Source organism: Nocardioides sp. NPDC000445 (assembly GCF_040300245.1).
In the GTDB taxonomy this organism is placed as follows: domain Bacteria; phylum Actinomycetota; class Actinomycetes; order Propionibacteriales; family Nocardioidaceae; genus Nocardioides.
Map to the genome: position 1 here is coordinate 1 of NZ_JBEPDH010000039.1, position 23265 is coordinate 23265.

Genomic DNA, 23265 nt, shown 5'->3' on the forward strand with positions numbered 1-23265 from the left:
CGCCGGTTTCCGCGTCCCCATCGTCCCCCCCACGGCCCCCGCCGCCGTGGGTACCATCGGCACGCGCTCACCCACCCCTCGCCGGGGCGGAACGTCATGACGAGCCGACCCGGCCGAATGTCCGGTCAGAACGCGCCGACTCGGCGTCAGGCCGGTCCCACTACCGCCAGGATCTCCGGCCGCGTGAGGATCTCGGCGGCCACCTCACGACACTCGTCCAGGGTGACCGCGTCGATCCGCGCCAGCACCTCGTCGATCGAGTAGAGCTCGCGGTGGACCAGCTCGGCGCGGCCGATGCGGGACATCCTGGAGGCGGAGTCCTCCAGGCCCAGCACGAGGCCGCCGCGCAGCTGGCCCTTGCCGAGCTCGAGCTCCTCGGCGGTGATGCCGTCGCGGGCGACGGCGGCCAGCTCGGAGCGTACGACCTCGAGGACCTCGTCGAGCTTGGCCGGCAGGCAGCCGACCTGGACCCCGAAGAGACCGGTCTCGGCGTGGCTGTAGGCGTAGGAGTAGACCGAGTAGGCCAGGCCCCGGTGCTCGCGGACCTCCTGGAAGAGCCGTGAGGAGGTCGCGCCGCCGACGGCGGTGTTGACCACCTCGAAGGCGAAGCGACGGTCGTCGCCACGCTGCAGACCCTCACGGGCCAGGATGACGTTGACCTGCTCCAGCGGGCGCTGGGCGCTGGTCTCGCCGGCAGCGACCTCGAGCGGCGAACCCTCGCGCGGAGGCACCGGCGCGGCCGATCCCCGCAGGAAGCCCGAGCCGGAGAACGCCTTCTCCACCATCGCCACGACCTCGTCGTGGTCGAGGTTGCCGGCGACCGAGACGACCATCCTGGGCGCCACGTAGTGCGCCCGGTAGAAGTCGTTGATCTCCTCGCGGGTCAGCGCGGTGATCGAGGCCTCCGTGCCGGCGATGCCGCGCCCGAGCGGTGTCTCGGCGCCCCACGCCTGCGCGGAGACGAGGTTGTGGATCACGTCGTCGGGGTCGTCGTCGTGCATCGCGATCTCGTCGAGGATCACGTCACGCTCGGCCTCCACGTCCTCCGCCGTGATCAGCGAGGAGGTCAGCATGTCGCCCACGACGTCGATCGCCAGCGGCAGGTCGACGTCGAGCACCCGCGCGTGGAAGCAGGTGTACTCCTTGGCGGTGTAGGCGTTGAACTCTCCGCCGACGCGGTCCATCGAGGAGGAGATCTCCAAGGCCGTACGCGACGGGGTGCCCTTGAACAGCAGGTGCTCGAGGAAGTGGGAGCAGCCGTGCTGACGCGCGGTCTCGTCCCGGGACCCGACGCCGATGAAGACGCCGATGGAGGCCGAGCGGACGCCGGCCATCTGCTCAGTCACGATCCGCAGGCCCGAGGGATGGACCGTGCGGCGTACGAGCGACGTCACCGCGCCGTTGACCTCGGTCTGCTCGAGCGTGACGGTCGTGCCGGGCTCCTGGTTATAGCCGGAGGACCGGCCGACACCTGCGTGTCGACCGGTCCCCCGGGTGGTGCGTGACGCCAAGGTCACTCCTCGTCTGCGGCCTCGGTGGCGGTCTCCGCAGGAGCGTCCTCGGAAGGAGCCTCCTCCTCGAGCACCGGAGCCAGCGAGAGCTTGCCGCGGTCATCGATCTCGGCGATCTCGACCTGGATCTTCTGGCCGACCTCGACGACGTCCTCCACCGACTCGACCCGCTTGCCGCCGTTGAGGGCGCGCAGCTTGGTGATGTGGAGCAGGCCGTCCTTGCCCGGGAGCAGGGCGACGAACGCGCCGAAGTTGGTCGTCTTCACGACCGTGCCGAGGTAGCGCTCGCCGACCTCGGGCATGGTCGGGTTGGCGATCGCGTTGACCGCGGCACGGGCGGCCTCGGCGGCGCCGCCGTCGGTCGCGCCGATGAGCACGGTGCCGTCGTCCTCGATGGAGATCTGGGCGCCGGTGTCGTCCTGGATCTGGTTGATGACCTTGCCCTTGGGCCCGATCAGCTCGCCGATCTTGTCCACGGGGACCTTCACGGTGATGATCCGCGGAGCGGTCGGAGCCATCTCCTCGACGCCACCGATGGCCTCGTGCATGACGTCCAGGATGGTCGTACGCGCGTCCTTGGCCTGGTTGAGGGCCTGGGCGAGGACCTCGGCCGGGATGCCGTCGAGCTTGGTGTCGAGCTGCAGCGCGGTCACGAACTCCGAGGTGCCGGCGACCTTGAAGTCCATGTCGCCGAAGGCGTCCTCGGCACCGAGGATGTCGGTCAGTGCGACGTACTTCGTCTCGCCGTCGATCTCACCGGAGATCAGACCCATCGCGATGCCGGCGACCGGAGCCTTGAGCGGGACACCGGCGTTGAGCAGCGACATCGTCGAGGCGCAGACCGAGCCCATCGAGGTGGAGCCGTTCGAACCCATCGCCTCGGAGAGCTGGCGGATCGCGTAGGGGAACTCCTCGCGGCTCGGGAGCACCGGCAGGAGCGCGCGGCGCGCGAGCGCACCGTGGCCGACCTCGCGACGCTTGGGCGAGCCCACGCGGCCGGTCTCACCGGTGGAGAACGGCGGGAAGATGTACTTGTGCATGTAGCGACGGTGCTTCTCCGGGGAGAGCGTGTCGAGCTGCTGCTCCATCTTGAGCATGTCGAGGGTGGTGACACCCAGGATCTGGGTCTCGCCGCGCTCGAAGAGCGCCGAGCCGTGGACCCGCGGGATCACGCCGACCTCGGAGTGCAGCGGACGGATGTCGGCCAGGCCACGACCGTCGATGCGGACCTTGTCGCGCAGGACCTGGGTGCGGATGGCCTTCTTGGTGATGGCCTTGTACGCCGCACCGATCTCGCCCTCGCGACCCTCGAACTGGGTGCCGAGCTTCTCGAGCAGCGCGAGCTTGATCCGGTCGCCCTCCTCCTCGCGCTCCAGCTTGGTCAGGACGCGCTCGCGCGAGCCCTTGACGCTGTAGAGGTCGGTGACGTCGGCGCCCACGGTGGCCTCGACGGCCTCGTAGACGTCGTCCTGGTAGTCCAGGAAGACCGGGTAGTCCTGCACCGGCTTGGCGGCCTGCTTGGCCAGCTCGGCCTGAGCCTCGACCAGCTGCTTGATGAACGGCTTGGCGGCGTCGAGGCCACCGGCCACGATCGGCTCGGTGGGCGCCTGGGCGCCGGACTGGACCAGGTCCCAGGTCTTCTCGGTGGACTCGGCCTCGACCATCATGATGGCGACGTCGCCGGTGTCGGTGACACGGCCGGCGACGACCATGTCGAAGACGGCGTTCTCGAGCTGGCTGTGGGTCGGGAAGGCGACCCACTGGCCCTCGATCAGGGCGACGCGCACGCCGCCGACCGGGCCGGAGAACGGCAGGCCGGAGAGCTGGGTCGACATCGACGCGGCGTTGATCGCGAGCACGTCGTAGGGCTGGTCGGGGTCGAGCGCCATGACGGTGATGACGACCTGGACCTCGTTGCGCAGGCCCTTCTTGAAGGTCGGGCGCAGCGGGCGGTCGATCAGGCGGCAGGTGAGGATCGCGTCCTCGCCCGGGCGACCCTCGGAACGGAAGAAGGAGCCGGGGATCTTGCCCGCGGCGTACATCCGCTCCTCGACGTCGATGGTGAGCGGGAAGAAGTCGAAGTGGTCCTTCGGCTGCTTGGAGGCGGTGGTCGCCGAGAGCAGCATCGTCTCGTCGTCGAGGTAGGCGGTCACGGAACCCGCGGCCTGCCGGGCGAGCAGCCCGGTCTCGAACTTGACGGTGCGGGTGCCGAACTTGCCGTTGTCGATGGTCGTCTCGACGGCAGTGATGACTGGTTCAGTCAAGGATTCGTCCTTGTCTTGGTCTCGGAGCGCCCCCGCGCCGGGCGTGTGCACTCGTTGTGCACGGGGCCGGTCTTCGATCGAGACCCTCAGGTCCGCTACGGACCTGGGAATCACTACCGAGGACCGAGCCGGACGGGCGGGCCGCTCCTGGTGATGTGTTCCATTTTCCGAGTGCCCGCGCGGCTGGCGCTAGCACTCATCGCTCAGCCTATCCGTCCCCTGCCCGAAATGCGGAACGGAGGCACGCGCGTGCCCCCGGCGGGCCATCACACGACGGTGACGGGGTGGCGTACGACGGCGTCGAAGAGGTAGCCGCCGGGATTGTGGGCGGCGACGTCGGGCTGGGTGCGGCCGGCCCGGTCGGTGGCCCGGACGAGAATCTCGTACGCCCCCGGCTCGGGGTTGCGCCAGGTGTGGTCCCACTGCGCCCAGCCGAGCCCGTGGCCGCCGGTCGGACGGCCCGGGGCGTGCGGAACCGCCCGCGCCCAGGTCTCTCCCCCGTCGGTGCTGATCTCGACCCGCGCGATCGGCGCCTTGCCGGACCAGGAGCGCCCGCTCAGCACGATCCGGTCGCCGGCCGGGATCTCGGCGTTCCACTCGAGCTCGAGGGCAGAGCGGACCGGGTTGACGGTGAGCGGGCCGTCGACGTTGTACCACTTCGTGTCCCACGGCGAGGTCAGCACGCTCGTGGACACCTCCAGCGAGCCGAGCCACTTGATGCTCGCGATGCCGATCCATCCGGGCAGCAGCAGCCGCAGCGGGAAGCCGTGGTCGGGCAGCAGGTCCTCACCGTTGGCGCCCCAGACGAGCAGGGCGTCGTCGAAGGCCTTCTCGATCGGGAACGGGCGCCGCACCCGGCCGTAGTCGACCCCCTTGTCCACGTAGCTGGCGTCGAGCCCGCTCGCCTGCACCGAGACCGCGTCCTGACGGATGCCGACGGCGGTCAGGACGTCGGCCAGGCGTACGCCCTTCCAGCGGACCGCACCCACCGCGCCCAGCGTCCACCGGGTGCCGCTGACCTCCTGGCCCTGCTGGGTGGTGAAGAAGCTGCGGCCGTTCCCGGTGCACTCGTGCACCGAGGTCGTCTCGACGTGCCGGAAGGCCTTGAGGTCGTCGAGAGTGAGCCGGACGCCGGCCGGGTCGCGCAGCCCGTCGCCGAAGATCTCCAGCTCGTACGTCTCCGGGTCGATCGGCGGGGTCGCGGTGTGGTTGCGCACGAAGAGGTCGGCCTGCGGGGTCAGGTAGCGGCGCGGGTCGACCGAGTCCCAGCGGGTCTCGGCGTTGGTGCCGTAGTCGATGAACCGCTCGGCGGGCAGCGGCTTGAGGATCGCCGGAGCACCCGCGGCAGCGTCGGCCGTGACCGAGTCAGTGACCTGGGTGGCGCCCACAGCTGCCGCCCCGAGCGCCGCAGTGGTGAGGAAGGTGCGTCGGTTCAGACCTGGGGACGTCATGCCTGGATATTAACATGACCAACTTACTCTTGTTTAGGTTTCGCCAGACGGCTCGGCCACCAGATCCGATCGCCGACATCGAGGTTGATGGCGGTGACCAGGATCGAGCGGACGATCATCGTGTCGAGCATGACCCCCAGCGCAACGGTCACCCCGATCTCGGCCAGGAAGACCATCGGCAGCGAGCCGAGCACCAGGAACGTCGCGGCGAGGACGACGCCCGCCGAGGTGATCACGCCACCGGTCGAGGTCAGGCCGACGAGCGCTCCGGCCCGGGTGCCGAGGACCTGCGACTCCTCACGCACCCTGGTCATCAGGAAGATGTTGTAGTCGATGCCCAGGGCGACCAGGAACACGAAGGCGAACAGAGGGAACCCCGGGTCCGTGCCGGCGAATCCGAAGACGAACTCGAAGAGCAGCACCGAGATGCCGAGTGCCGCCCCGAACGAGAGGATCACCGTGCCGAGCAGGATCAGCGGGGCGACCAGCGCCCGCAGGAGCACCATCAACACCAGCAGCACGACCAGCAGGACGATCGGGATGATCACCAGGTTGTCGCGCTGACTGGCCTCGAGGGTGTCGAACATCATCGCCGAGGTCCCGGTGACCAGCGCGCCCGAGCCGTCCACGTCCTGCACCGCCGTCCGTGCGGCCGCCACGATGTCGTACGCCTCGGGCGAGGTCACGTCCGCGTCCACCACCGCCGCGATCGCGACGACGCCGTCCTGCGGCGGGCCGAGCGGGAAGCTCACCATCTCCCCCGCCGGCGTCGCGGTGGGCACCAGCCCGTCGACGCCGTCGAGCGCCTGCTGCACCTGCTCCTGCGCCGCCGCGTCGGCGACCACGAGCAGCTGGTTGGACTGGTCGGCCATCTCGTGGTCGATCAGCACCTGCTGGCCGGTGATCGAGTCGAACTCCTTGGTGTAGGTCTCGTCCGATGCCAGTCCGTTGGCGTCGAGCCGGAACAGGCCGAGGCAGGCGAGGAGCAGAACGCCGGTCGTCACCATCCAGACCCTGCGAGGCCGGACCGAGACCATCCGGCCGACCCTCGCCCACAGTCCGGTATCGGTCGGGTCCACCGACCCGTACGCCGGACGCTTCGGCCAGAAGACCCAGCGGCCGCAGATGACCAGCAGGGCGGGCAGCAGGGTGACCATCACCAGATAGGTCACCCCGATCCCGACGGCCACGACCGGCCCCATCCCCGAGGTCGAGTTCATCTCCGCGAAGGTCAGGCAGAGCATGGCCAGGGCGACCGTCACGGCGCTGGCGAGGATCGCCGGGGCAGCACGGTGCAGGGCATGCGCCATCGCGTCGTGACGGTCCTCGAAGTTGCGCAGCTCCTCGCGGTAGCGCGAGACCAGCAGCAGGGCGTAGTCGGTGCCGGCACCGATCGCCAGGATGCTCAAGATGGCCTGGCTCTGGCCGTTGACGGTCAGCCCTGCCTCCTTCGCCAGGAAGTAGACCAGGCCCATGGTCACGCCCAGGCCGACCACCACCGAGATGATCGGGAAGAGCCAGAGCACCGGGCTGCGATAGACGAACAGCAAGATGATCACGACCACGGTGAGCGCGGCCAGCAGCAGCGTCGTGTCGATGCCGCCGAACGCCTCCGCGGCGTCGGCCGCGGAGCCACCCTGGCCGGTGACGTGCAGCCGTACGCCGTCGTGGTCGGCGATCCCCCGGACCTCCTCGACGAGGTCGGGCATCTTGTTCCAGCCGTCCGAACCGAGGTCGAAGGTCACGGTGAGCTGGGCGACCTCGCCGTCCTCGGACATCAGCGGCGGCTCGATCTCGCCCTCGACCCCTTCGAGACCACTGAGCTCGGCGATGTCGCTCGAGGCGACCGCGGCGAGGTCGGCTCCGGTGGTGGTGGTCGAGGTGTAGACGAGCGTGGTGGGGATCGCGTTGGGGTTCTGGAAGGGGCTCATCTTGTCGAAGCCGCGGGTCGACTCCGCCGACTCCGGCAGCCACGAGCTGGCCTCGTTGTTCTGCACCTCGGTCAGCTTCCCGGCGAACCCGCCGAGGGCGACCACGGCGAGCAGCCAGAACACCACCACGACGTACTTGGTCCTCGGCCCGGTCAGCTTGCCCGCAATCTGTCGATGCACGATCTCAACACTGCGCCTGATTCATCCGAGATCGATCAGAATCGCCCCAAGAACCCCGCTGTGGGGCCAACCTTCCCTAAAACAGGCGAACGGGCCGCCCCGGTATGGGGGCGGCCCGCCGCTTACGAAGATCAGGAGATCAACGACGAAGGCCGAGCTTCTCGATGATCGAGCGGTAGCGCTCGATGTCCTTCTTCTGAAGGTAGTTGAGAAGGCGGCGGCGCTGGCCGACGAGCAGCAGCAGACCACGACGGCTGTGGTGGTCGTGCTTGTGCTCCTTGAGGTGGTCGGTCAGGTGGGAGATGCGGTGCGACAGCAGCGCGATCTGCACCTCCGGCGAGCCGGTGTCACCCTCGGTCGTGGCGTGCTCGGCGATGATCTTCTTCTTGGTCTCCGCGTCAGTTCCAACTGCCATGCGAAGGCTCCCTTCCGGCCCGTAGGCCTACTCGTTGCGCGGCGCGCCCGGGCCTGTTCACCGGGGCACTCTTGGTCCGCGGCCGATTTCACGGCTTGAGCCGCCGACCCCCATGGGTCGACAACCCGAGAAGATTAACAGCGAGCCGGCGTACGCCCCGAATCGCCGCCGGATCACGCCACGAGCACCAGGCGCGCCACCAGCCGGCGCAACCTCCACCACAGCTTCATCACCCTCACCTCGTCTCTCCGCCATCTGGATCGACGCTGGAGAACCAGGATCGGTTGCATCAGGTCGGGTCATGGCTTGACAGTGGTACCCGCGGACGCGCTCGGAGATGCGCTCGGCGAGCTCGTCGTCACCCCGGGCAGCGACACCTTCGGTACGGTCGCCAGCGGCGGCTCCTGGATCGCCGGTGTGTTCTCGCTCCCGTCCGCGAACGCGTTCGGGTCGAGCGCGGTGTCTGGCTGGACCCGGCTGGGCAGCGGGAAGACGTTGTAGAGCTGCGCAGCACCGTTGGACCACGGGTAGAAGATCCGTGGCTGCAGCGGCTCACCGGTCATCTCGTCGGTGCAGACGACCTCGGCCATGTCGAGCTCGTCACCGATGACCGGCGGGAGCGGAGCGGCGCTCGTCGAGGTGCAGTCGGGCTGGGTGACGACCTCGATCGGCTTTCCCTCCTGGTCGAAGAGCTGGACGCCGGTCAGCGGCTTGCCCGAGGCGTCGTAAGGGTAGATGTTGCTGACCCATTTCCCGCCGGAGTAGATCCCGGCCTGCTCGTCGATCGGCGCGCCGTAGCCGCCGCCGGCACCGGCCTCGTTGAAGCCGTCGCTCCAGCCGCGGTCGTACTCGCTCCCTCCCCCGCCCCAGGATGCCCAGCACAGGAAGAGCACGAAGGCGGCCAAGGCGTTCAGCCCCAGGAGCACGACACGTGCGGCGGTCCCCCGCTCGCCACCGGGCCAGACCCGGCCGGCGCCGACGAACATGCTGATCGCCACGGCGACGATGAGCAGCACCACCGCCGGGGCGCTCGACATCTCCCACCCGAGGAACGCCGAGACCAGCCAGACAGCCGCCCAGGCACGCACGATCCACCACAGCGGCCGCAGCCAGGCGACCACCGGCCCCAGATCCGTACGCAGCAGCTCACCGAGCTTGGCAACCGCCGCGTCGAAGCGGCCGTGGCCGGCGTCCAGGAGCCCGTCGACCTGCTCCGCGAACCCCCGAGGCGCCTTCACGCCTACCGGGATGCCCGCCGCGGCCCGCAGCTCCTTGGCGTACTCGACCGGGTCCCCGAGCGCATCGGGACCGCGCTCCTCGACCAGCTCGGTGAAGTCGGCCTCGAGCCCGTCGGTGATGTCGCTGAGCACCTCCGGGTCGAGGTCGTCGAGCTCGCGGCGTACGCGAGCCAGGAAGAGCCGCACCTCCGGCGCGACGTTCGGCTCGGCATCTGTGGTCGTCATGCTCTTGCCCCTCGGAGGATCTCGGTGACGGTGGTGGAGAAGTGGGACCAGTCCTCGCTCTGCTGCTTGAGCTGGCCTTGCCCGGCAGGTGTGATGCCGTAGTACTTGCGGTGCGGACCCGACTCCGACGGGACGACGTAGGACGTCAGGGCGCCCGCGGCGTACAGCCGCCGCAGGGTGCCGTAGACCGAAGCGTCGCCGACGTCCGTGAGCCCGCTGTCGCGGAGCTTGCGGACGATGTCATAGCCGTACGCATCCTCGCCGTCGACAACGGCCAGGACGGTCAGGTCGAGCACCCCTTTGAGCAGTTGGGTGGTATCCATGCTTCGCACACTACTACGCAGTGCGCACTACTTGCCAGAGCATTGCACCGCGCGCCGCCGAAGAGCTCAGCGACGTCGAGGAGCCGGCCCTGAACCCAGGCCGGGACCGGGCTCGGCTAGGACCGGCCGCGTACGTCGCGGACGAAGTCCTTCCAGGCGGCCGTGTCGCCGGCAGGCCCGGAGCCCCGGACGGGGCCGGTGAAGGTGCGCACCTGGACGGGCTGAACGGGCCGCCCCGATGGCGAGGCGGGCGCGAGGCGGGTCTGGGCGGTCGGCACCGCGACGCTGGCGCGCAGCTGCTGGCCGTAGCCACCCGGCGCTCCCCCAGGGCCACCGGGTCCACCGGGTCCACCGGGACCCGCGGGACCACCAGTGCCGCCGGATCCGCCGGAGATGAGCGAGGACATCGGCGTGTACTCCTCCACCTCCTCGCTCTTGCCCGGCACCGCGAGCCAGATCAGCGCGATCAGGAACCCGGTCGCCCACCCGTAGGTCAGTCCGTACGCAGCACCCGACTCGAGCGCTTCGCCGAGCGTGGCCACGAACGAGGCGGAGTTGCCGGCGAGGTAGGCGTAGAGGCTCCCGGCGACCTGTCCGGCGGCGGTGGCGACGATCGCGGCGAACCAGCAGCCGAGGAACACCGGCCAGAACGCCCGCGGCCAGATGCCGATGGTGCCGAGCCAGGTAAGCAACCAGGTGAGCACGAAGACGGTGCCGGTGAGGACGGCGGAGTTCACCAGGTCGTCGCCGGAGAAGAGCCCGCTGAAGGAGCCGTCGCCGAAGTAGGTGAGCCGGTCGCCGAGCAGCGCGGCCACCCAGCCGGCCGAGTCGGTGCCGTTCTCCTCCATCCAGGTCGAGAACGGCGCGGAGCCGGAGAGGAACTGCAGGACCCAGAGGCCACCGGTGACCAGGACCGCATTGAGGAAGGCCGGGATGCCGCCGCGGGGACGCTCGGCCTCGACCTCGGTCTCGTAGGCGGACGTTGGGGTGGGGTGGGGATCCATAGCCAACAATTCAACCGCACCTGGACCCTGCTGAACAGGCCGCGGGGTCTACGGCTCGGTAAGGATCTGGCGCGCTCGCACCACGTCGGCGCGCATCTGCTCGACGAGCGCCTCGATCCCCTCGAAGGCGACCATGCCGCGCAGCCGCTCCACGAAGGCGACCTCGACCTCGACGCCGTAGAGCTCCAGGTCGTCGCGGTCGAGCACGTAGGACTCGACCCGGCGCCCTACCACGCCCTCGAAGGTGGGGTTCGTGCCGACCGAGATGGCGGCGGGGAACCGCTCGCCGGTGTCGCGTCTCGTCAGCCAGCCGGCGTAGATGCCGTCGGGCGGCACCGCGGTCAGCGAGTCGGTGGGCACGTTGGCCGTCGGGAAGCCGAGCTCGCGGCCACGCTGGTCGCCCTTCACGACGACGCCGCGGACCGAGTAGGGACGGCCGAGCGCCTCGGCGGCGCCGGTGACGTCACCGGTCGCCAGACACGTACGGATATAGGTCGAGGACCACACCTGGGGCCCGCCGTCGAGCGGGATCCCCTCGGCGGAGAAGTCGTGGATCTTGCCGTAGGCGACCAGGTCGGCGACGTCACCGGCGGCCTTGCAGCCGTAGCGGAAGTTGGCGCCGACCACGCACGCCTCTGCGTGCAGCGCGTCGACGAGCACGCGCTGCGCGAAGTCGTCGGGTGACCAGTTGGCCATCTCCATGTCGAACGGCAGCGCGAGCACGGCGTCGGCACCGGCCGCCACCAGGAGCTCGGCGCGCTCCTCCATCGTGGTGAGCACACCGGGGGCGTGCTCGGGCCGCAGCACCGCCATCGGGTGCGGGTCGAAGGTGACCGCCACCAGGGTGAGGTCCTTGGCGTCCGCCACCTCGCGCCCCCGGCGCAGCACATGCTGGTGCCCGAGATGGACGCCGTCGAAGTTGCCGATCACGACGGCCGTACGGCCGAGACCGGATGGCACCTCACTGAGACTTCGCCACAACACCCGGACAGAATATCGGTGGTTGCTCACTGGGATCGGACCTGGGCCGACTGGCGGTCGCGGAGAGCGAGATAGACCGCGCGCATCCCGACCGCCCGTTCGATCTCGCGCAGCACCGTGCCGAAGAACTGCTCGCGGTAGATCTCGTCGGTGACCGTCGAGACCGTGACGTAGAGCGAGGAGAAGGCGGAGAGGAACAGCGCCACCTTGACCAGCTCACCCGACACGTTGGGCAGCCAGGACAGGTTGTGCAGGGACTCCTGCCCGGTCCAGCCCATCTGGACGCCGTCGGTCATCACGATCGCCCCGAAGACCAGGAAGAACGCGAAGACCGCGAACGCGATCAGCAGCACCTGGGTGGCCTGGATGACGAGCAGCGCGAGCACCAGGTTCCAGCGCTCGTAACCGGACACATGGGCGAACTCCGCCGGGTCGGTGCTCTCGCCGTCGCGGGCGCCCTCGACGAGCTCTGCGCACGCGGTCTCCAGCGGCGTACGCGCGCAGGTGCGGAGGAGGAACTCGGCATCCACGTCGTCGTCGATCCGGTCGACCTCCTCGGGCAGCCGAACCAGGAGGAACGCCACCGCTGACCCACCGAACAGCAGCGTCACCAGCCACAACGCACCCGCGTCGAGGTTCGCCGACATCTCCCAGACCTCGGCGTTGATGAAGAGGAACGTGATGAAGAGCAGCAGCAGGGGCAGCGCACGCAGGGCCATCGGCAGCAGCCGTGGCAGCGATCCGAAGGTACGTCCCACCGCCCAGGTCAGGATCGGCCGGAACCGCATCGCGGTCAGCGCGTACCACCCGGCCGCGGCCCCGCCGAGGGTCAGCAGCAGCGCCGGCGCGACTCCGACGTCGCCGGTCACCCACGCCAGCGCGACCCCCGCTGCCACCGCGACGATCACGACCACCAGACCGATCCGAACCGTACGCCGCGGCCGCATCGCCGCTCGCACCGCATCGCGCTCCTCCGGAACGAAGTAGGTGAGCCCGTTGCGCCGGAACCACGCGTCAGTGAGCCGTAGCGTCTCGGCCGATCCGTTCTGATCCACAAGAGCAGCATCCTCGCAGGCTTTACCGTCCACCGGGCTCGCGGGCCCGTGGTCGCTCACCCGACGAAGACGGCTGCCGCCTTGGCGCTCTGCGCTCCGACCGGCTCGTAGAGCGCCAGGAACTCCCCGTCGGGGGCGAAGACGGCGGTCAGCCCGTCGAGCCCGAGCCCGAGCTTGCGCCCGTAGCGGACGTCTCGCGCCTGCTCCTCGGACAGGTCGTACGCCGGGAAGGCGGCCCTGGCCGCGTCGCTGAGCCCGAGCACACCGAACTCGTCGGCGAGCTCGTCGAGTGTCTTCGCGGCCGCGAGGTCGTACGGTCCGACCGCGGTGCGACGCAGCATCGTCAGATGTCCACCGACCCCGAGCGCCGCGCCGACGTCGCGGGCGATCGCCCGGATGTAGGTGCCCGAGGAGCAGCGCACGGAGATGTCGACGTCGACCACGTCGCCCTCGCTCCGGAGCTCACCGACGGTGAGCTCGTGCACCGTGACCGGTCGCGCCTTCAGCTCGACCTGCTCCCCGTCGCGTACGCGTTGGTAGGCGCGCTTGCCGTCGACCTTGATCGCCGACACCGCGGTCGGCACTTGAAGGATGTCGCCGACCTGGGTGGCGAAGGCGCTGCGTACCTCGTCCTCGGTCAGACCGGTCGCCTTCGTCTCGGCGACGACCTCGCCCTCGGCGTCGTCGGTGGTGGTCGAGACCCCCAGACGCACGGTCGCGTCATAGGACTTCTCGGTCAGCATCAGGTGACCGAGGAGCCGGGTGGCACGCTCGACCCCCAGCACCAGTACGCCGGTGGCCATCGGGTCCAGGGTGCCGGCATGCCCGACCTTGCGGGTCCCGGCCAGGCGCCGTACGCGCGCGACGACGTCGTGGGAGGTGACCCCGGCGGGCTTGTCGACGACGACGAGACCTGAAGGAGAACTCACTCCTCGTCGTCCTCGTCCCACTCGTCCTCGGCCTCGCGCGGCTTCTTGTAGGGGTCGGCCTCGCCTGCGTAGGTCTCCCCACGAGCAGCGGCGACCGCGTCGTCCTGCGCCTTGGCGCGGGCGAGCACATCATCGAGGTGGCGGGCCGTCTCCGGCAGCGCGTCGTGGATGAACTCCAGCGTCGGGGCGGTGCGGGTGCCGAGCTGCTTGGCGACCTCGGAGCGGATCAGCCCCTTGGCCGACTCCAGCGCGGCGGCCGTGCCGGCCAGCTCCGCCTCCGAGTCGGCGCCGAGCACCGTGTAGAAGATCGTGGCCTGCTGACTGTCGCCGGTGACGCGTACGTCGGTGACGGTGACGAACCCGATCCGCGGATCCTTGATCCGCCGCTCCAGCATCTGCGCCACGATGACCTTGATCCGGTCAGCGATCCGGCGAACCCGTGGGCTACTCATGTTCACACTCTCTCAAATAATCGAAGTAAATCGAGACGTTGGCCGGGCCGCGACTGCGACCCGGCCAACGTCAGAGGCTCATTGTCAGCCTCGGGGAATCTCCACCATCTCGAAGGCTTCGATGATGTCGCCTTCCTTGATGTCCTGGAAGTTCTTCAGGACCAGACCGCACTCGAAGCCCTCGCGGACCTCGGAGGCGTCGTCCTTCTCGCGGCGCAGCGAGGCCAGGTCGAGGTTGTCGGCCGCCACGGCGCCGTCGCGCAGGACGCGAACCTTGGCGTTGCGGCGGATGAGGCCCTCGGTGACCATACAACCGGCGATGTTTCCGGCCTTCGACGAGCGGAAGATCGCACGGATCTCCGCCTTGCCGAGGACCTTCTCCTCGTACTCCGGCTTGAGCATGCCCTTGAGGGCCGCCTCGATCTCCTCGATCGCCTGGTAGATGACCGAGTAGTAGCGGATCTCGACACCCTCGCGATCGGCCAGCTCCGTCGCCTTGCCCTGCGGGCGGACGTTGAAGCCGATGATGATCGCGTCGGAGGCGGCAGCCAGGTCGACGTTGGTCTCGGTGATCGCACCGACACCGCGGTCGATGACCCGGATGGAGACCTCGTCGCCACCCACGTCGATCTTGGCCAGTGCGTCCTCGAGCGCCTCGACCGAACCGGACACGTCGCCCTTGAGGATGAGGTTGAGCTCCTGGCTCTCGCCCTTCTCCATGGAGGCCATGAAGTCCTCCAGCGTGCGGCGTACGCGGCGCTTGGCCTGCTGCGCGGCACGCTCGCGTGCCTCGCGCTTCTCGGCGATCTGGCGAGCCATCCGGTCGTCCTCGACGACCAGGAAGCTCTGACCGGCACCCGGCACCGCCGAGAGACCCAGGACCATCGCCGGACGCGACGGGGTCGCCTCGGTGATCTCGTGGCCGTACTCGTCGATCATCGCGCGGACACGGCCGTGGGCCGGACCGGCGACGATGGACTCACCCACGCGCAGCGTGCCGCGCTGGACCAGGATGGTCGCGACGGGGCCGCGACCGCGGTCGAGGTGAGCCTCGATCACGATGCCCTGCGCGTCCTGGCTGGCGTTGGCCTGCAGGTCGAGCGAGGCGTCGGCAGTCAGCACGACGGCCTCGAGAAGGCCCTCGATGTTGATCCGCGACTTCGCCGAGATCTCGACGAACATCGTGTCGCCGCCGTACTCCTCGGGGATGAGGCCGTACTCGGTCAGCTGGCCACGGACCTTGGTCGGGTCCGCCTCCGGCTTGTCGATCTTGTTGATCGCGACCACGATCGGGACGCCGGCCGCCTTGGCGTGGTTGAGCGCCTCGATGGTCTGCGGCATCACACCGTCATCGGCCGCGACCACGAGGATCGCGAGGTCCGAGGACTGCGAACCGCGGGCACGCATGGCGGTGAACGCCTCGTGACCCGGGGTGTCGATGAAGGTGATCTTGCGCTCGTTGCCGTCGACCTCGGTCGAGACCTGGTAGGCACCGATGTGCTGGGTGATGCCACCGGCCTCGCCCTCGATGACGTTGGCGTCACGGATGGCGTCGAGCAGCTTGGTCTTACCGTGGTCGACGTGACCCATGACGGTGACAACCGGCGGTCGGACCGTCCAGTCGGACTCGTCGCCCTCGTCGCCGAGCTCGATGTCGAAGGACTCCAGCAGCTCGCGGTCCTCGTCCTCGGGGGAGACGACCTGGACGATGTAGTTGAGCTCCTCACCGAGCAGCTCGAGGGTCTCGTCGTTGACGGACTCGGTCGCGGTGACCATCTCACCGAGGCCGAACAGCATCTGCACCAGCTGAGCCGGGTCGACGTTGATCTTCTCGGCGAAGTCGGTCAGCGAGGCGCCACGGGCAAGACGCACGGTCTCGCCGTTGCCCTTGCGTACGCGGATGCCGCCGATGGTCGGGGCCTCCATGGCCTCGAACTCCTGGCGACGCGCCCGCTTCGACTTCCGGCCACGGCGCGAGGGACCACCCGGGCGACCGAAGGCACCCTGGGTCGTTCCGCGACCACCGGGACGACCGGCACCGGGGCGACCGCCACCGGGACCGCCGCCGAAGCCGCCGCCACCGGGACGACCGGCACCGCCGCCGCCACCGGGACGACCCGGAGCACCAGCACGACCACCGCCGCCACCGGGACGACCCGGAGCACCGGCACGGCCACCGGGACCGCCACCAGGGCGGGCACCGAACGCGGCCGGGGACTTCGGCATCATCGCCGGGTTGGGACGCGGCATGCCGGGACGGCCACCTGCCTGGCCACCCTCACGGGCAGCAGCAGGACGCGGCGGACGCTGGTCGCCGCCGGCCGGGGCACCGCCCTGGCCACCTTGACCCTGGCCTCCACCCTGGCCGCCAGGACGCGGACGTCCCATGCCCTGGTTGGAGGAGAACGGGTTGTTGCCCGGGCGCGGAGCGCCGGGCTTGCCGACCGGACGCGGTCCGGGACGACCGGCACCGGCGCCGCCGGTGCCACCCGCGCCACCGCGAGCCGCAGGGGTCTGCGGACGAGCGCCGGGCTTCGGCGCACCAGGCCGGGGCGCACCCGGCTTGGGAGCGGCCGAGCGACGGTCGCCGGTCGGCGCGTTCGGGCTGGGCTTGGGAGCGGCCGGAGCGGCGGACGCCGCAGGGGCGACCGGCGGAGCCTCGGCCTTCTTGGCCGGGGGCTTCGGGCCGGGCTTGGGCGCAGCCGGCTTGGACGCCGCAGGCGCCTCGGCAGGCTTCTCGGGCGCCGTGTCCGCAGCCTTCTTGGGGGCTGCGGGCCTCGGCGCTGCCGGCTTGGGGCCGGGCTTGGGGGCGGCCTTCTCGTCCGAGGACGCGGAACCACCCTTGCCGCCGGCCTTCAGGCCGGGGCCGATCTCCTTGCGGAAACGCATCTCCGCGGGGAGCTCGACGGTCGAGCTCGCCGACTTGACGAACTCACCCATCTCCTTGAACTTCTCGAGAACGAACTTGCTCTCGACTCCGAACTCTTTGGCGAGTTCGTGGACTCGGGTCTTAGCCACGTTTCTCCTTCTGGCCACAGACCCGAGATCCGGGTGAAACTGTGACCACTAATGGTTGTAGAACACGCTCATCGCGAAGTACTCATCGAGTGCTCATGAGCTTTTGCTCCAGTTCCTGGTCAGTTGACCGTCGGCGACGGTCGTGGATGTCGGGCGCGTGTCGAGGTAGTCCTCCACCGGTGCGCTGGAAAGCCCGCCCGTGGGCCCCTTACCTTTCGGGAACAGGGCCCGGGTGAACGCCTTCCGGCGCACCGCGAGTTCGTAACACTCACGCGTGGGGTGCACATGCGCCCCACGCCCGGGTGCGGTGGCTGTCGGATCGGGCACCACGGCCGGCTGGCCGTTGCGGTCCGAGCCGACGGTCACCCGCAACAACTCGCGCTTGGCGGCCCGCTTCCGGCAACCAACGCACGTACGGACAGGTCCGTTCTGCGTAGTTTCTTCGAGGCGTGCCACCGATCCTTAACACTACCGCTTCCGGGGTTCGGTAGACGAAACCGGGGCACAGGTCGTTCTTATTCCGTGACCCATCCTCACCCGATGGCGGCGATCACAAGATCGCGGCGATCTCCGGCCAGGCCCGCAGGCCGAGCTCGCGGTCGGCCGCCTCCGAGCCACCCCACGCGAGCCGCTGGCTGAGCGGGAGCGCGGGCTCGCCGGGCAGCACGACCCGGTGGCCGGCATCGGGATGGGTGACCACGATCGTCTCCAGGTCGTGGGCCGTACGCCGCCGCCGGACCGCCTCGGCGGCGAGGACGGACGGCCACAGCGCGTCGCCTCCCCCGGCGACGAGGACGACGTCACCAGCGATGCGCTCGACCGGGATGGTCGCGGCCGGCACCCGGTCGGCGTACTTCTCCAGGGCGGAGAGGTAGGCCTCGCAGAACGACGGGAGCTCCCCGTCCGCCTCCTTCACCGCCTCCTCGATCGCCTCGTCGTCGAACGGCACGAACGGCACCTGCTCGCCGCGCAGCGTCCACGAGGACCGCTGGGGCCGCTCGTCGCTCAGCCCCGCCCAGGAGACGTACGTCGGGGAGATCCCGACCACCGCGTCGATCTCGGGGTGCAGGGTCCCCAGCAGGAGCGCGGCCTGGGCGCCCCAGGACGTCCCGAGCACGACCAGCCGCTGGTAGCGGGCGTGGAGGTCGGCGAGGACGCCGTCGAACGTCTCCAGCGGTATCAGCCGAGCCTCGCCCGGCTGTCCGGGACCACCGAAGTAGCGGATCGACGCCGCAGCCACCCCGTGCGAGGCGAGCATCCGGCACCGGTCGGTCTCGATCCGTCCCGATGACCCCGAGAGCACGAGTACGCCGGTGGTGGCCCCGTCCGGTTCCAGCAGGACGCCCTCGGAGTCGGTCAGAGTGGTCTCACGCACGCTCGCCATGCCGCACAGGTTAGTGACCCGCGGTGCTCAGGCGACCGGGGTCTCCTCGTCGGAGCGGATGTCGATGCGCCAGCCGGTCAGGCGGGCGGCCAGGCGGGCGTTCTGCCCCTCCTTGCCGATGGCCAGGGAGAGCTGGTAGTCCGGCACCACGACACGGGCCGACTTGGTCGCCTCGTCGATGATCTGCACCGAGGAGACCCGGGCCGGGGAGAGCGCGGAGGCGACGAGCACCTTCGGGTCCTCGGACCAGTCGACGATGTCGATCTTCTCGCCCTGCAGCTCGGACATGACCTGGCGGACCCGCTGGCCCATCGGGCCGATGCAGGCGCCCTTGGCGTTGACGCCGGGGACGGTCGACTTGACCGCGATCTTGGTGCGGTGGCCGGCCTCGCGGGCGATCGCGGAGATCTCCACGGTGCCGTCGGCGATCTCGGGCACCTCGAAGGAGAAGAGCTTCTTGACCAGGTTGGGGTGGGAGCGCGAGAGCGTGATCTGCGGGCCACGCATGCCCTTGCGCACGCTGACCACGAGAGCCTTGATCCGGGTGCCGTGGCTGTAGTCCTCGCCCGGCACGCGCTCGGAGAGCGGGATGACGCCCTCGAGCCGGCCCAGGTCGACGAGCACGTCGTCGGGGTTGCGGCCCTGCTGGATGACGCCGGAGAGGATGTCGCCCTCCTTGCCGGAGAACTCGCCGAACTTCACGTCGTCCTCGGCGTCGCGCAGCCGCTGCAGCACGATCTGCTTGGCGGTGGTGGCGGCGATCCGGCCGAAACCCTCGGGCGTGTCGTCGTACTCCCCGACGACGTTGCCCTCGTCGTCGACCTCGGCGGCCAGCACGCGTACGTGTCCGGTCTTGCGGTCCAGGTCGACCCGCGCCTTCGTCTGGGCGCCGGTGGTCTTGTGGTAGGCGGTCAGCAGTCCCTGCTCGATCGCCTCGACGAGCACATCGAGCGAGATCTCCCGCTCCCGCTCCAGCATCCGCAGGATGCTCATATCGATGTCCATGGCCTACTCCCCCTCGTCGATCCGCTTGAACTCGATCTGCACAAGCGCCTTCTTCACGTCCGCGTACGCCACGTCACGGCGCTTGCCACTCACCTCGAGGCTCGCGCGCTCCTCGTCGGACTCCTTGACCCGTCCGGTGAACGCGGAGCCGTCGGCGGTGGTGACCTTGACCAGGCGACCCTTGTTGCGGCGCCAGTGGCGCGGCAGGGTCAGCGGCCGGTCGACCCCGGGAGAGGTCACCTCGAGCGTGTAGGGCTGCTCGCCCATGACGTCGGACTCGTCGAGGACCCGGTTGACCTCACGGGTTGCCTCGGTGACCTCCTCATGGGTGATCCCGCCGTCCTTGTCGACGGCGATCCGCAGGATCCGGCGCTTGCCGGCCGGCGTGATCTCCACGGCCTCGATGTCGAAGCCCAGGGCCTGAAGCGGGTCTGCGAGGGCCTTTTCGATGGCACTCGCGATCGCGTCCTTCCGGTCAGCACTCAACGCGATCTCCCCCTGCATCCTGTTGTCCGGTCCTGTTGTATGCGCCTCCGAGCACGCAGCACTTCTGGTCACACCATACCTGTACGCCTCGGGCGTCTCGAACAGCGCGCGGCTGTGTTGGAAAGCCGCTGACGCGTCTCCCGCCGGGTGTGGTTAGGGTTCCTCACGTGTTCCGGATGCTCTCGAGACGCACCGCCGTAGGTGTCGCCGTGGTTGCCCCGCTGGCCGCCTCGGCGTGTTCGGCCTCGGAGATGCTGGATCCTCTCAAAGCCCCTCCACCGAGCACTCCCCCGGCCCCCGCCAACCCCGACCAGAGTGTGATCGACGCCACGGTCGCGAAGATCCTCGGCGCCGACGAGGGCGCCCCGTCCGAGTTCGTGCAGCTCCATCGTGTACACATCGAGGCGCTGGCGCCGACCAAGGGCGTCACCGCGGCGCCGGCGAAGGGGCGCTGGCAGGAACGCCAGGTCGCCCTGGTCACGACGCTCACCGCCGCGGCCGGACGCGCGGCCGACCCGCAGCTGATCACGCTGCTCGGCTCGGCCGCCGCCGGTCAGCAGCAGCTCCTGCACGGACGAGGTCTGGCATGACGACCGCGACCTCGACCTCGACCTCGACCGAAGCGATCCAGGCGGCGCTCGCGGTCGAACACTCCGCGATCTACGTCCTGGGCGCCCTGGGCGGGCGCACCTCGGCGACGTCCTCGCCGGCTCTGGCGCGGGCGCTCACCGATGCGTACGACGACCACGTGAACGCCCGGGAGGCGCTGGCCGCGCACGTGGTGGCCGCCGGGATCGAGCCGGTCGCGCCCTCCGCCGTCTACGACCTGCCCGGCCGGATCGGGTCGGAGGCCGGCATCGGTGCCGCGGCGCTGCGCCTGGAGCAGGACACCACCGCGACCTACCTCTCGCTGGCCCCGAAGGCGACCGGCACCGACCGGACGCTGCTCATCCAGCTGCTGTGCCGGGCGGCCGCACGCCAGCTCGACCTGGGCGCGAAACCACGGGCGTTCCCGGGGACCTGATCCCCAAAAAGCCGAGATGGCCCGCGAACCGTCCGGCGCGGGAGACTCCCGAGATGTCTCCCGAGACCGGGCGGCTCGCGGGCCAGGTTTTGGCCTGGACACGAGGCCTGAGAAGTCGCCTGGGGCTGAACCTCTCTTGCAGAAGTATGCAATCCCCGCTCAGGATGGCCCAGACCCGCAAAATCGCATTGCAAGAACTTGCAACTTTTCCCGGCGTCATTCCCAGGAGCGAACGATCTGGTGTATGTCGCTCAGTCGTTGCGCGACGGCGTCCGGCGAGCCCTCGCTGTGCCCCACCTGGCTGCTCGGGATGTTGCTGTGCGGGATGTGGATCGCCCGCAGACCGGCCTTCTGAGCACCGTACACATCGTCGAAGAGCCTGTCGCCCACGTAGACGCATCGAGACGGATCCGAGACCTTCACGGCCTCCATCGCCGCGTGGAAGGCCTCTTCGGCGGGCTTCGTCCAGGGAACCTCGGAGGTGTAGATGTCGCCGTCGAGCAGATCGAGCACCCCGTCGCGCTCGAAGAACCCGCGGTGCCACGCACGCGGCCAGATCGTGTTGGACAGCACCCCGACGCGTACGCCGTCGGCGCGGAGCGCCTCCCACAGCGGCCCGACCTCGGGGTCCGTCAGGGTGTGCGGCTCCCAGAACTCGTAGTAGGCGTCGAGCAGGTCCGGGTCGTGCTCGAGGCCGGCCTCGTCGAAGAGGTCGCCGATCGTCGAGCTCTGCTGGTGGTCGCGGCTGCGGGCCCAGATCGTCTCTCCGGCCTGGTGGAGCCTGGTCGCGTTGACCGGATGGTCGTCGTCGCAGGCACCGCTCACCGCCTGCGCGAGCGCCAGCGACTCCGCGTGGAAGTCGATGTCGTGCCACTTCGTCAGCGTGCCGCCCCAGTCGAAGATCACCGCGTCGATCGCCATGGCCCCGACCCTAGCGGTGCGACACCGGCCGACTCACCGTGATTTCTCAGCGGGACGACTGCGCCGAGTCGACCAGATCGGTGAGCTCCGCGCGGAAGTCGGGATGGGCACAGTGATCGATGATCCGCCGCGCGCGGGCGGCGGGAGAGATGCCGCGCAGGTCGGCCACACCCTGCTCGGTGATGATGACCTGCACGTCGTGCGCGGTGTGGTCGACGTGGCCAACGAACGGCACGATGCGCGAGACGGTGCCTCGCTCGGCGGTGGAGGGGGCGGCGAAGATGTTGAGGTGGGCGTTGCTCGCGAAGTCAACCGAGCCGCCGAGGGCGTTCACGTTGCCGTGGATGTCGGCCTCGGCCATCGAGTCGATCGCGATGAGGCCGAGCCGCCGGATGACCTCGGGGTGGTTCGATGTCTCCTGCGGGCGCAGCAGGACTCGGCCCTTGTAGTGGTGGACGTCGTCGTTGAACCGGCGAGCACCCGCCTCGGAGAGGCCGAGGGACGTGGCCGAGACTCCGATCAGCTTGCCGGAGTCGAGCAGGTCGAGGAGACCGTCCCGGACGGTGTCGGTGTAGGCCGTCAGGTGCTCGAGCTCCGCGTCCTGGAGCCCGGTGAGAACCGCGTCGGCGACGGGACCCGCACCGGCGTGGAGCGGTAGCAGGCTGTGGTGCAGGCGGCCGTTGCGTACCTCATGGAGGAGGAAGTCCACGACGAGCCCGGCTATCGCGCGGCTCTCCTCGTCGATCACGCGCGGCGGTGAGCCCCGGTCGGGGCGATCGGTCTCGACGACGGCGACGACCTTGGCCGGGTCGACGAGGAGGTAGGGGTCGCCGATCCTCTGCATCGGCGTCGTCAGCTGGATCGGCGCCCGCGCCGGCGGCAGCTGTGAGCCGTGATGGATGTCGTGAAAGCCCTCGAGCCCGCGCGGATGCCAGCTGTTGACCTCGAGGATCACGGCGTCGGCGACGTCGAGCCACGTCTGGTTGTTGCCGACGCTGCTCCCCGGGACGAGCAGCCCGTTGGGCAGGATCGCCGCCACCTCGACCACCGCGACGTCGAGAGCGCCGTAGAACCCGGAGGCCGCGTGCTGGGCGACACGCGAGTGGCGTACGTCGACGCCCTCCGGCCACTCCCGAACCAGCCCCAGGGCCTCGGGCACGGCCTTCGGCCGCCCGATTCCGGCGAACCCCGAGAACGCCACCGTCTTCCCCGGCCCGATCCCCGCGGCCGCCTCCGCGGCACTCGCCACCCGCAGGGCGAGCGTACGGTCAAGAATCCTGTCCCCCGTCATGGGGTCGATCTTGCCTCACCCGCGCACCCCGAATCCGCAGTTGTAGCGGCCGAGAATGTAGTTGTGGGGGGGGGGGGGCGGGGTTTTGGGGGCGCAACAAAAAAAAATGGGGGGGGGTGTTGGCCGGGCGGGCGCGGGGGGGGGGGGGGTTGGGGGGGGCGCACGGAGGAAAGAAGA

General features: G+C 69.7%; 21 protein-coding genes. 2 read left to right on the forward strand and 19 right to left on the reverse strand.

Annotated elements, in window-relative coordinates; genetic code table 11:
• Positions 1-146: 146 nt before the first annotated feature.
• The 17 genes from ABT304_RS30260 to rimP all read right to left on the reverse strand — a co-directional run bounded on the left by ABT304_RS30260 (position 147) and on the right by rimP (position 19852).
• A complete protein-coding gene (locus tag ABT304_RS30260; protein ID WP_502890459.1) occupies positions 147-1517 on the reverse strand; it encodes a M16 family metallopeptidase in 1371 nt (456 codons plus the stop codon).
• The gene (locus tag ABT304_RS30265; RefSeq protein WP_350721087.1) at positions 1514-3775 is read right to left on the reverse strand and encodes a polyribonucleotide nucleotidyltransferase; all 2262 of its coding nucleotides are present in this window, start codon (positions 3773-3775) and stop codon (positions 1514-1516) included. The genes ABT304_RS30260 and ABT304_RS30265 overlap by 4 nt, the downstream gene beginning before the upstream one ends.
• 266 nt (positions 3776-4041) lie before the next feature.
• Entirely contained in the window at positions 4042-5226 is a 1185-nt protein-coding gene (locus ABT304_RS30270) for a molybdopterin-dependent oxidoreductase (protein WP_350721089.1), read from the reverse strand.
• Positions 5227-5249: 23 nt separating this feature from the next.
• The gene (locus ABT304_RS30275; RefSeq protein WP_350721091.1) at positions 5250-7337 is read right to left on the reverse strand and encodes an MMPL family transporter; all 2088 of its coding nucleotides are present in this window, start codon (positions 7335-7337) and stop codon (positions 5250-5252) included.
• Between the two features lie 139 nt (positions 7338-7476).
• Positions 7477-7752, reverse strand: coding sequence for a 30S ribosomal protein S15 (rpsO, locus tag ABT304_RS30280; protein WP_179657071.1), 276 nt, complete (start codon positions 7750-7752; stop codon positions 7477-7479).
• Positions 7753-8051: 299 nt separating this feature from the next.
• A complete protein-coding gene (locus tag ABT304_RS30285; protein WP_350721093.1) occupies positions 8052-9215 on the reverse strand; it encodes a DUF1700 domain-containing protein in 1164 nt (387 codons plus the stop codon).
• Positions 9212-9538 carry a PadR family transcriptional regulator gene (locus ABT304_RS30290; protein ID WP_008363210.1) on the reverse strand — a complete coding sequence of 109 codons (327 nt, stop codon included), beginning with the start codon at positions 9536-9538 and terminating at the stop codon, positions 9212-9214. Before ABT304_RS30290 ends, ABT304_RS30285 begins: the two co-directional genes overlap by 4 nt.
• Positions 9539-9654: 116 nt before the next feature.
• Positions 9655-10542, reverse strand: coding sequence for a hypothetical protein (locus ABT304_RS30295; RefSeq protein WP_350721095.1), 888 nt, complete (start codon positions 10540-10542; stop codon positions 9655-9657).
• Positions 10543-10590: 48 nt separating this feature from the next.
• On the reverse strand, positions 10591-11523 hold the full coding sequence (locus ABT304_RS30300) for a bifunctional riboflavin kinase/FAD synthetase (RefSeq protein WP_160029005.1): 933 nt from the start codon (positions 11521-11523) through the stop codon (positions 10591-10593).
• Between the two features lie 26 nt (positions 11524-11549).
• On the reverse strand, positions 11550-12578 hold the full coding sequence (locus tag ABT304_RS30305) for a hypothetical protein (RefSeq protein WP_350721096.1): 1029 nt from the start codon (positions 12576-12578) through the stop codon (positions 11550-11552).
• 56 nt (positions 12579-12634) lie between these two features.
• Positions 12635-13507 carry a tRNA pseudouridine(55) synthase TruB gene (gene truB, locus ABT304_RS30310; protein WP_350721098.1) on the reverse strand — a complete coding sequence of 291 codons (873 nt, stop codon included), beginning with the start codon at positions 13505-13507 and terminating at the stop codon, positions 12635-12637.
• Positions 13504-13959: a 30S ribosome-binding factor RbfA gene (gene rbfA / locus ABT304_RS30315; RefSeq protein WP_350721099.1), complete on the reverse strand. Its 456-nt coding sequence runs from the start codon at positions 13957-13959 to the stop codon at positions 13504-13506. Before rbfA ends, truB begins: the two co-directional genes overlap by 4 nt.
• Before the next feature lie 84 nt (positions 13960-14043).
• Positions 14044-16977, reverse strand: a complete 2934-nt coding sequence (gene infB, locus ABT304_RS30320; RefSeq protein WP_160024424.1) for a translation initiation factor IF-2 — start codon at positions 16975-16977, stop codon at positions 14044-14046.
• Positions 16978-17070: 93 nt separating this feature from the next.
• Positions 17071-17433 carry a YlxR family protein gene (locus ABT304_RS30325; protein WP_350721101.1) on the reverse strand — a complete coding sequence of 121 codons (363 nt, stop codon included), beginning with the start codon at positions 17431-17433 and terminating at the stop codon, positions 17071-17073.
• Between the two features lie 94 nt (positions 17434-17527).
• The gene (locus ABT304_RS30330; RefSeq protein WP_350721103.1) at positions 17528-18361 is read right to left on the reverse strand and encodes an alpha/beta fold hydrolase; all 834 of its coding nucleotides are present in this window, start codon (positions 18359-18361) and stop codon (positions 17528-17530) included.
• 27 nt (positions 18362-18388) lie between these two features.
• Positions 18389-19366, reverse strand: coding sequence for a transcription termination factor NusA (gene nusA, locus ABT304_RS30335; protein WP_160024427.1), 978 nt, complete (start codon positions 19364-19366; stop codon positions 18389-18391).
• A 3-nt stretch (positions 19367-19369) separates the two neighbouring features.
• Positions 19370-19852: a ribosome maturation factor RimP gene (rimP, locus tag ABT304_RS30340; protein WP_457164912.1), complete on the reverse strand. Its 483-nt coding sequence runs from the start codon at positions 19850-19852 to the stop codon at positions 19370-19372.
• Between the two features lie 167 nt (positions 19853-20019).
• Between rimP and ABT304_RS30345 the strand changes: the two genes are divergently transcribed.
• Positions 20020-20442, forward strand: a complete 423-nt coding sequence (locus tag ABT304_RS30345) for a hypothetical protein (RefSeq protein ID WP_350721106.1) — start codon at positions 20020-20022, stop codon at positions 20440-20442.
• The gene (locus ABT304_RS30350) at positions 20439-20876 is read left to right on the forward strand and encodes a DUF4439 domain-containing protein (protein WP_350721108.1); all 438 of its coding nucleotides are present in this window, start codon (positions 20439-20441) and stop codon (positions 20874-20876) included. Before ABT304_RS30345 ends, ABT304_RS30350 begins: the two co-directional genes overlap by 4 nt.
• 216 nt (positions 20877-21092) lie before the next feature.
• Here ABT304_RS30350 and ABT304_RS30355 read toward each other — a convergent pair whose 3' ends face one another.
• Positions 21093-21797, reverse strand: coding sequence for an HAD family hydrolase (locus ABT304_RS30355; RefSeq protein WP_160024431.1), 705 nt, complete (start codon positions 21795-21797; stop codon positions 21093-21095).
• 46 nt (positions 21798-21843) lie between these two features.
• Positions 21844-23088 (reverse strand): acetyl-CoA hydrolase/transferase C-terminal domain-containing protein, encoded by a 1245-nt coding sequence (locus tag ABT304_RS30360; protein ID WP_350721110.1) that lies wholly within the window; start codon positions 23086-23088, stop codon positions 21844-21846.
• Between the last annotated feature and the right edge of the window lie 177 nt (positions 23089-23265).